Source organism: uncultured Bifidobacterium sp., assembly GCF_963540075.1.
Taxonomy (GTDB): domain Bacteria; phylum Actinomycetota; class Actinomycetes; order Actinomycetales; family Bifidobacteriaceae; genus Bifidobacterium.
The window spans coordinates 1-8,093 of record NZ_CAUTOG010000053.1; the positions used below are offsets into that span (position 1 = coordinate 1).

The window sequence follows — 8,093 nt, forward strand, 5'->3', positions numbered from 1 at the left end:
GAATCCCTCTGACTCCGCATCAGGTCCCGGAATCGTTGATTTTCCAACGGTTCCGGGACTTCGTTTTTCCGCATAACGACGATGATAACGACGATAACGATGACCCTCTGACTCCGCGATAATCCCCGGGAATGGCGTCATTCCGACGTTTCCCGGGGATTTCTTTTATTCATGACTCCGATGTCCGGCGTTCCATTGCCGCCCCGTCCCGCGGGCCCATCCCACGCGATGCCGTGGAGGGACGCCGACGGAACGATGCGAGGCGCGGTTTCCGGGACGAGCCTTCCGCTCGAGATGGATGGGCGACCGCGCTTATGCACCTCGCGGCTGTGCTTCCCGGGCTGGCATCCGTCAGGGTGCCTGACCATCACCTTTCGTTCCGTGCGATGGAGCCGTGGAATAGCCCGCGGGAACGAGCCCATCCCCATTATTGAAGTCCCATTATTGAACCTGATGAAGCCGATGAGGGAGTTCCGACAGGACGATGGACAGGAAGATGAGGGCGAATCCTTCCATGGCTGAGAATCCGGGGCGTTCTCCGAGGAACGTGACGGAGAACGCCAGAGCGAAAAGAGTTTCCGTGCAGAGCAGGATCGAGGCCTCATTGGGCGGAGTCCCGGCGATTCCGATGTTCTCGAGAAGCTGGGCGAGGAACGTCACCACCAGAAGCGCAGCAAGGCATGCCAGGGTCCCGCCGTCGAGCGATTCGACCGACGGGATGCTCTCCGTGGCGAAAGCGCCGAGAAGGGAGAGCACCCCCGAGCTGGCGAAGGCGATGAAGGTAAGGACGATGGGATCGTACGAGATGGAGAGCGTGCCCACCGAAAAGAAGTAGCAGGCCCATGCCACTGCGCCGGCAAGCGTGATGGCATCGGCGACTCCGGGCGGGATCCCGGCGCCGATTCCTCCGGACTGCGAGGAGGCGACGAGTCCCACGCCGCCCAGACACAGGACGGAGGCGGCGATGTGCTGGACGCCGGGGGCTCTCCGGCGGAAGATCCAGAGAAGAAAGGGTGTGACGGCACAGTACGCCGCGGTCAGAAAGGCGTTTCGTCCCGATGCCATGCCCTGCAGGCCCATGGTCTGCAGAAGGAAGGCCACATAGTACACGGCGCCTGATGCCGATCCCCACAGCAGCACGCGACGGCTGATGCCCCGATGGAGCCGCCGGCCGAAGAAGGCCGTCATCAGCACGACGGCTCCTCCCATTCTCAGAGCCAGAAGCCATTGGACCGGGATGTCCTCGAGCGCCCTTTTGGAGAGACTGTAGCTCCCGCCCCAGATGGCCGCCGACGCCAGCAGCATGGTCCGGGGGACGATCCATCGGCGAAACGACAGGGAGGATGAACGGACCTCCGTCGGTCGATGATGCAGTGGATGGCGCATGTGGCGATTGTGTCTGACATTTGTTTCGATAGTCGTTGGCGATTTCGCAGATATTGCACGAATCTATAGGTGATTGGAACTATCTGACACCGAAATCGTATCTCTGTACGGCAAGCTTGAGATAGGTGAAGATCTCGGTCCGATCGATTCCGCCGATCGACCGCATCTGCGTGACGATGGAGAGAAGCTCGTCGTCCGAGGATCCGAACACCTCGACGAGAATGTCGAAGCGGCCCGCGGTGACGACGATGTAGTCGACGTTATAGATCTTCTTGAGGTTTTCGAGAATGGACTCGAGATCTCCCGAGCCGTTGATGGTCACGCCGATCATGGCCTGTCGCGTGAAGCCGAGCTGAAGCGGGTCGGTGACGGCGACGATCTGGATGACTCCGGCCTCCGTCAGCCTCTGGACGCGGCTGCGGACTGCCGCCTCTGACAGTCCGACGGATCGTCCTATCGAGACGTACGAACGGCGTCCGTTCTCCTGAAGCTGCTGGATGATGACCTTGTTGGCCTCATCGAGCAGCGGATTCGCGGGTCCTTCGTCGTTCCTCTGAGCCTCGTCGGGCGTCCGTTCCGATGTCATGCGCCCATTATCGCTCCCATGCCGCATTCTCAGCGGCGTCGGGAAAACGCGACGTTACGAATCGTCCTCGTTCGCAATATGGATTTTACCGTATGGAAATCAAGTCATTCTTTGATAAAGACCAAGGAACGCAAAGATATACCTTTATGTACCGTAGTAAACCGCAGTAAAAATCATCATTCCCCATGTTTTTCGCATTTATGGCTTGTGGCGCGTTCCAAGCGGGAGGAATCCCGTGACGATTGCGACACGACCGGGACGAGATCGGAAAGGAGGCCCGATGGCGGATGCGCAGGAGCCTCAGATCAGTCGGAACCCTGATGTCGACAGACGGGAGTCAGGTCTGACGATCAACAGGGCCAGCAAGGTGTTCAGATCGGCCGAAGGCAAGGAGGTCCACGCCATCGACGACGTGAGCCTTGCAATCTGCCGGGGGGAGTTCTTCGTCATGCTCGGCCCGTCGGGGTGCGGAAAAACCACCCTGCTGAGGAGCATCGCGGGGCTGGAGACCCTGGACGCAGGGGAGATCTACCTGGATGACCGCAAGATCGACGACCTGCCTCCGTACGAGCGCCCGGTGAACACCGTATTCCAGAGCTATGCGCTTTTCCCCCATATGACCGTCGAACAGAACATCGCCTTCGGACTGGAGATGGAGCACAAGCCCCGGAAGGTCATCCGCAAGGCGGTTTCGGACATGCTCGACCTCGTCCATCTCAGCGACATCGGAGCGCGTCATCCCGACCAGCTCTCCGGCGGGCAGCAGCAGCGCGTGGCCCTGGCCCGGGCTCTGGCGAAAAGCCCCGAGGTGCTTCTTCTCGACGAGTCCCTGTCCGCGCTGGATTTCAAGCTCCGTCGCCAGATGCAGGTCGAACTCAAGAGGATTCAGCGCGAGACGGGGGTGACCTTCGTCTTCGTCACCCATGACCAGGAGGAGGCCCTGTCCATGGCCGACCGGATCGCCGTGTTCTCCAACGGCAGACCGGAGCAGGTGGGGACCCCCGAGCAGATCTACGACGAGCCGGTGAACCGCTTCGTCGCCGACTTCATCGGGGACATCAACTTCATCGACGGCGTCAAGGGACGGGGTGATTCCGTCGTGCTCGAGAGCTCCACGTTCCCGGTGCAGCAGGATCTCGCGAATCTGTCGGAGGGCGAGCAGGTCTGCGTCGCGGTGCGTCCGGAGCACATCACGCTGAGCGCCCCCGGCGGCGGAGGACTCCAGGGGTCCATCACTTGGCTGACGTTCATGGGCGCCCATGTCCGCTGCTCCGTTCGTCTGGACGATGGGACCGAGCTCATGGCCCGGCTGGCTCCGTCGTCGTTCGACGTCGAACTGAGACCCGAAGCGAAGGTCACCGTGGTGATCGGATCGGAGCATATGAGGGTGGTGGAGAGATGACCGCGGCGCCGACTTCCCGGACCGCCGTCGACGCGCCGTCGAAGCCAGCTTCGCCGACCCCATCGCGCCGGCCCTTCTCCTTCTCCCACAGGAGCGTGCGGCCGGGCATGCTCGGCCACTGGTACGCCGTGCCGTCCGTCATCATCGGTCTGCTGTTCACGCTGGGGCCTGTTTGCGTCATCGTCGCCTTCTCCTTCATGAGCCAGCCGGAGACGGGCGGGGGAGTGGTGTTCCGGTTCAGCACCAAGGCCTACGAGCAGCTGGTGTATCGGGAGGACTTCCTGGGCAACCGCTTCCTTGACCCCCGGTATCTCGAGGTATGCGGGATGTCCCTGCTCCAGGCGCTCATCACGACGGTGACCTGCATCGTCCTGTCCTTTTTCATCGCGCTGTGGATGTCCCTGCGCAGCCCACGGATGCAGCGGATCCTCGTTCTTCTGGTGACCATCCCCTTCTGGACCAACCTGATCGTGCGCACGTACGCCTGGATGCTCATCCTCAACGAGAACGGGCCGATCAACGTGGTCCTCCGCGCGTTGGGGCTTGGGACCAGACAGATGCTGTACACGTCATCGGCTTCCCTCATAGGCCTGATATTCACGTTCCTGCCCTTCGCCATCCTGCCCATGTACTCCGCCCTGTCCGGATTCGACTTCCGGCTCGTCGAGGCCGCCTTCGACCTGGGCGCCCGCAAGATGACGGTGATGAGACGCGTCATCCTCAGGGCGGCGAGGCCCGGGGTCGTCTCGGCCATCGCCCTATGCTTCATCCCCGCGTTCGGATCCTATGTCCAACCGGTGCTTCTTGGCGGCGGCAAGGTGCTCATGATGGGCAACCTCATCGCCTCGCAGTTCGCCGAAGCCCGAAACTGGCCGTTCGGAGCCGCTCTGTCCACCATCATCCTTCTCGTCACTTTGATCTGCGGGGTGGCCGCCACGGTCCTGGGTGGCAAGGCCTCGAGAAAGGCTGGGCAGCTCCTGTGAGCACGTCGGTGATGGTTCCCACGGGGGAACAGCATGGAGAGACGCCGTCGCAAGTGTCCCCGGCCGTTGGGCGGCATCCTGCGAGCACGCGTCGTTCGGGCAGATGGGGCAGGGATTCGCTGCGCCGTTTCCCCGGAGTGGCGCCCATCAGCATCCTCGTGTTGCTCTTCCTCTACGTCCCGATGATCTTCGTGGTGATCTTCGCCTTCAACGGGGGCAATCAGGCCCTGCTATGGAAAGGCTTCTCGCTGAGGTGGTTCGCCAGCGTATTCACCGATTCCTCCATCATCTCGGCGACCTTGGTCTCGCTCGAGGTGGCCACGATCGCGATGGTCCTCTCCACGGTTCTCGGACTGGCTTTCGTTCTCGCCGCTGACAACATGTCGCGCGCCGGTTCGGCCGTCGCCACGGCCCTCATCAACGCCTCGCTCATCATTCCGGAGGTGGTCCTGGGCATCTCCACCATGGCCTTTATCAGACTTCTCGGGATGTCGCCCGGATTCGTTCCGCTCGTCCTCGCCCATACCACCTTCTGCATCCCCTTCGTGGTCATGCCGCTCAGGGCGAGGCTCCAGAGCATCGACCAGTCCTGCTTCGAGGCGGCCGTCGATCTCGGCGCCACACGGATGCGGACCGTTCTGAGGGTGACGCTTCCCCTGCTGACCCCCGCCATCATCTCCGGCGCTCTCATGGCCTTCGTGATCTCCATGGACGACTTCATGATCTCCAACTTCCTGACGTCGGCAGGAACCACGACCCTGCCCATCTACATCTTCTCCCTCATACGGAAGGGGGCGAATCCCAGCATCAACGTCGTCGCGACGCTGCTGCTCCTGATGGCCACCGTGGTGACCGTGGTGTCGACTCTGCTGACCAGCGGCCGAAGGAGAAGGCCATGACCGTCGCGACTATGCGTTCATCGCATGGGCGTGAGTTGTCTTCACAGCTGTAGGAGAAAGAGATGGAAGAAAGGACGCACAATGCGTGACATGGGACATGGGCTGCGAAAGGCGGCGTCGCTCGCACTGGCGGCTTCGATGGTTCTTGCGGTCGGCGCCTGCAGCGGCGGGGTGAGCGACTCGACGGTCAGCGGCTCCGCCGCGGCGACAGGCGCCTACAAAGCGGCCACTGGCGGAGAGCTTCACGTGTACACATGGGCCGGTTACATGCCCAAAAGCGTGATCAAGGCCTACGAGAAGGACACGGGGACGAAGCTCACCGTCGACACCTTTGACAGCAACGAGGCGCTTGAGGCGAAGATGAAGTCGACGGGTGGCACGGGGTATGACGTCCTCATGCCCAGCGACTACATGGTCAAGCAGATGATCTCCGAGGGTCTGCTGCTCAAGTTCGACACCTCGAGCCTGCCGAATGCCAAGAACATCAAGTCGGAGTTCACCAGCCCCTATTACGACAAGAAGCTGCAGTACTCTGCCCCCTATCTGGCGGGCTACACGGGCATCGTCTACGACTCGTCGTCAATCTCGGCCGCGGATGCGCCCACGTCATGGAAGAAGTTCTTCAGTATGGCCTCCTCGGCGGGCAAGGCGCAGGTGCTCGATGATCAGATAGAGATCACGAATGCGGCCCTGAGGGCCACGGGGTCGGAACAGTGCTCCACGAATCCCGAGGACTATCAGAAAGCCTCCACGCTTCTGACGGCGTTCAAGAACAAGGTGGGCGTCCTGAGCTCGGAGGGCGTCGCGGACCGTCTGGCCTCCGGCGAGGAGAAGTACGGCATGGCGTGGAGCTACGACGCCTACCAGGCCATCGTTTCGAAGCCGAGCCTGAAGTTCGTCTATCCCACGGACGGCACATCGAAATACGTCGATAACATGGCCATTTCGGTCGGCGCCAAGAACGTCGCGCAGGCGAAGACCTTCATCAACTGGATGCTCAACCCGAAGAACCAGCTGCCGGTCAACGTTTCCGGAGGCGCCGGAAGCGTTCTCAAGGGAGGTGACGACCTCCTCCCCGCGTCCATGAAGAAGAGCAACACGATTGTGCCCTCCAGCGCCGAGCTCAAGACGCTGCGAATGGAGCAGTCCTGCTCCAACAAGATCAACGACTACTACACCCAGCTCTTCGAGGACTTCCGTCGCTGAGCTGGTTCTTGCATCGCACGACGGCTGCCGGGTCTGAAGGCGGAACGGACGACGAGGGCGGGGTAGGCCGGACTTCCGTCGTCGCTCCTCCGGTCCCGCGTCCCGCAGGTCGTCGGCTTGACCCGAGAGACATGGAGCCGGCTCCCTTCCTCCTCCGTTCGAACGCCAGGCAATGGGCGCCTACGGGCCGGCGGTCGCTCGCGTGCCGTCAGCGTGCGGTCGTCGCCCCATGATCGGGCGTCATGCGCACGATCGGGATGAACGGACCGGCTCCGCCGGCTGACTGACCGTGGATCGTTCCTCTCCATGGCCGGGCCTGGCGGCCTTATCGGCCTCGGAATCGCAGAGAGGGCTGAATCCTTCGCGACGGGAGGGGCCATCGTCGTCAGATCGAGCGGCGTCGCCTCGTTCGACGTGCAGAGACGTGTGGACGGACGTGATGCTCGTTCTTCGTCGAGGACTGCGATGCGTTGGTATATATCGTTGTGAATTATTAATTCATCAACAGAATTCGAAACGATTTAAGTTCACAACCAAGAAATAATGACATGATTAGGTACAATCACCGCTAAATACGAAGTCAGCTATGTCGGCGGAGTCCAGCCGCCGTACGGATGACAGGGTTAAGGAGCACCCATGACGGGAATCATCGATTCGACAAGGCTCAAGGAGCTCACGGCGAAGGAAGGGGCGACCCTCGACGCCAGGCTCGGCCAATCCCATCGGATGTACGAGAAGGCCCGCGAGCATCTGTGCAACGGCGTCGCCTCCTCCTATCAGCTTCGCGACCCGTGGCCCATCTATGTCGATCGTGGCGAGGGTTCGCGGATCTGGGACGTGGACGGCAACGAGTACTACGACTTCCACAACGGCTACGGCGCCATGGTCCAGGGTCACGCCAATCCCGTCATCGGCGAGGCCGTCACCAAGCGGTTCGCGAAGGGCACGCATTTCGCGCTTCCCGATGAGGACGACTTCGTGGTCGCCGAGGAACTCACCAGGCGCTTCGGCCTGCCCAAGTGGCGTTATACGAACTCAGGCTCCGAATCGACGATGGACGCGATCCGCATCGCGCGCGCCTACACCCACCGCGACCACATCATGAAGATCTTCGGCTCCTACCATGGGCATCACGACGCCGTGATGATCTCCATCTCCGAGGACTACGAGAACATCGGAGACCGCTTCCACCTCAAGTCCCTGCCCTACGGCGCCGGCATCCCCAAGGCCACCGTGCCGCTCACCGTGCCGGTGCCCTTCAATGACGCCGAGGCCCTTGAGCATCGCATCGTGGAGATGGAGAACGAGGGGAATCCGCCGGCCTGCCTCATCATGGAGGCCTGCCTGATGAACATGTCCATCGTGCCTCCGGAGCCCGGGTATCTCGAGCAGGTGCGGGAGATCACCCGACGCCACGGCATGGTGCTCATCTTCGACGAGGTCAAGACCGGACTGACGATCGCCCCCGGCGGCGCCACGAAGCTCTTCGGCGTCACGCCGGACATGGTCACCCTGGCCAAGGCGATCAGCGGCGGTCTGCCCATGGGCGCCATCGGAGGCACCGATGAGGTGATGAGCGTCGTCGAAAGCGGCGAGGTGTACCAGGTCGGCACCTACAGCGGCAACCCCCT

At 61.9% G+C, this 8,093-nt stretch carries 7 protein-coding genes; 5 read left to right on the top strand and 2 right to left on the bottom strand.

Annotation, left to right across the window (positions count from 1 at the left end; all coding sequences use genetic code 11):
• Positions 1 to 441: 441 nt before the first annotated feature.
• Positions 442 to 1,305 carry a DMT family transporter gene (locus RWX87_RS06030; RefSeq protein WP_314688638.1) on the bottom strand — a complete coding sequence of 288 codons (864 nt, stop codon included), beginning with the start codon at positions 1,303 to 1,305 and terminating at the stop codon, positions 442 to 444.
• Positions 1,306 to 1,465: 160 nt separating this feature from the next.
• Complete coding sequence (locus RWX87_RS06035) at positions 1,466 to 1,972, bottom strand: Lrp/AsnC family transcriptional regulator (protein WP_314688639.1); 507 nt, start codon at positions 1,970 to 1,972, stop codon at positions 1,466 to 1,468.
• A 280-nt stretch (positions 1,973 to 2,252) separates the two neighbouring features.
• On the opposite strand from RWX87_RS06035, the gene RWX87_RS06040 reads away from it, so the two are divergent.
• The 5 genes from RWX87_RS06040 to RWX87_RS06060 form a co-directional block, all read left to right on the top strand.
• Positions 2,253 to 3,374: an ABC transporter ATP-binding protein gene (locus tag RWX87_RS06040; protein WP_314688641.1), complete on the top strand. Its 1,122-nt coding sequence runs from the start codon at positions 2,253 to 2,255 to the stop codon at positions 3,372 to 3,374.
• On the top strand, positions 3,371 to 4,357 hold the full coding sequence (locus RWX87_RS06045) for an ABC transporter permease (protein ID WP_314688642.1): 987 nt from the start codon (positions 3,371 to 3,373) through the stop codon (positions 4,355 to 4,357). Before RWX87_RS06040 ends, RWX87_RS06045 begins: the two co-directional genes overlap by 4 nt.
• Positions 4,354 to 5,256 (top strand): ABC transporter permease, encoded by a 903-nt coding sequence (locus RWX87_RS06050; RefSeq protein WP_314688645.1) that lies wholly within the window; start codon positions 4,354 to 4,356, stop codon positions 5,254 to 5,256. Before RWX87_RS06045 ends, RWX87_RS06050 begins: the two co-directional genes overlap by 4 nt.
• A gap of 81 nt (positions 5,257 to 5,337) precedes the next feature.
• On the top strand, positions 5,338 to 6,462 hold the full coding sequence (locus RWX87_RS06055) for a spermidine/putrescine ABC transporter substrate-binding protein (RefSeq protein WP_314688646.1): 1,125 nt from the start codon (positions 5,338 to 5,340) through the stop codon (positions 6,460 to 6,462).
• Between the two features lie 636 nt (positions 6,463 to 7,098).
• The coding region (locus tag RWX87_RS06060; RefSeq protein WP_314688647.1) for an aminotransferase class III-fold pyridoxal phosphate-dependent enzyme at positions 7,099 to 8,093 on the top strand (995 nt) is incomplete at its 3' end.

What these genes read in the sequence shown, in the direction of transcription:
- RWX87_RS06045 (WP_314688642.1), top strand. Translation starts at nt 3,371, where the DNA reads ATGACCGCGGCGCCGACTTCCCGGACCGCCGTCGACGCGCCGTCGAAG.
- RWX87_RS06040 (WP_314688641.1), top strand. Translation starts at nt 2,253, where the DNA reads ATGGCGGATGCGCAGGAGCCTCAGATCAGTCGGAACCCTGATGTCGAC.
- RWX87_RS06055 (WP_314688646.1), top strand. Translation starts at nt 5,338, where the DNA reads ATGCGTGACATGGGACATGGGCTGCGAAAGGCGGCGTCGCTCGCACTG.
- RWX87_RS06035 (WP_314688639.1), bottom strand. Translation starts at nt 1,972, where the DNA reads ATGACATCGGAACGGACGCCCGACGAGGCTCAGAGGAACGACGAAGGA.
- RWX87_RS06030 (WP_314688638.1), bottom strand. Translation starts at nt 1,305, where the DNA reads ATGCTGCTGGCGTCGGCGGCCATCTGGGGCGGGAGCTACAGTCTCTCC.